Source organism: Campylobacter sp. 2018MI10 (assembly GCF_018501175.1).
Taxonomy (GTDB): Bacteria; Campylobacterota; Campylobacteria; order Campylobacterales; family Campylobacteraceae; genus Campylobacter_E.
In genome coordinates, this window is sequence record NZ_JAHCZD010000114.1 from 1 (window position 1) to 414 (window position 414).

At 36.7% G+C, this 414-nt stretch carries 1 protein-coding gene; it reads left to right on the top strand.

The genetic code is table 11. The features are described 5' to 3' along the window. The coding region (locus KJR01_RS09920; RefSeq protein ID WP_214119080.1) for a TrmH family RNA methyltransferase at nt 1-414 on the top strand (414 nt) is incomplete at both ends.

The window sequence follows — 414 nt, forward strand, 5'->3', positions numbered from 1 at the left end:
TTATGCTTTATGGAATTAGTGATGTAGGAAATATAGGGGCTATCACGCGTACAGCTTATGCTTTAGGGGTTGGGGCTTTAATTTTTATTGGTGAAACATTAGCCTTGGAAGGAGTAATTCGCACTAGCAGCGGAGCGGCTCTTGATTTACCTATTGTGATAAGCGACGATGCCTTACGTGTACTAAATGAACTAAAACAAGTAGGTTTTTATTTTTATGCGAGTGATGGCTCGGGAAAAGAAATTCACAGTGTAAAAATAAGCAATGGTAAAAAAGTTTTAGTTTTGGGTAGTGAGGGTTTTGGTTTAAGCTCTAAAATTATAAAAAAATGCGATGAATGTGTGGGCATTGCGATGAAAAATAATTTTGATAGTCTTAATGTCAGCGCTGCTTTTGCAATACTTTGTGATAGGA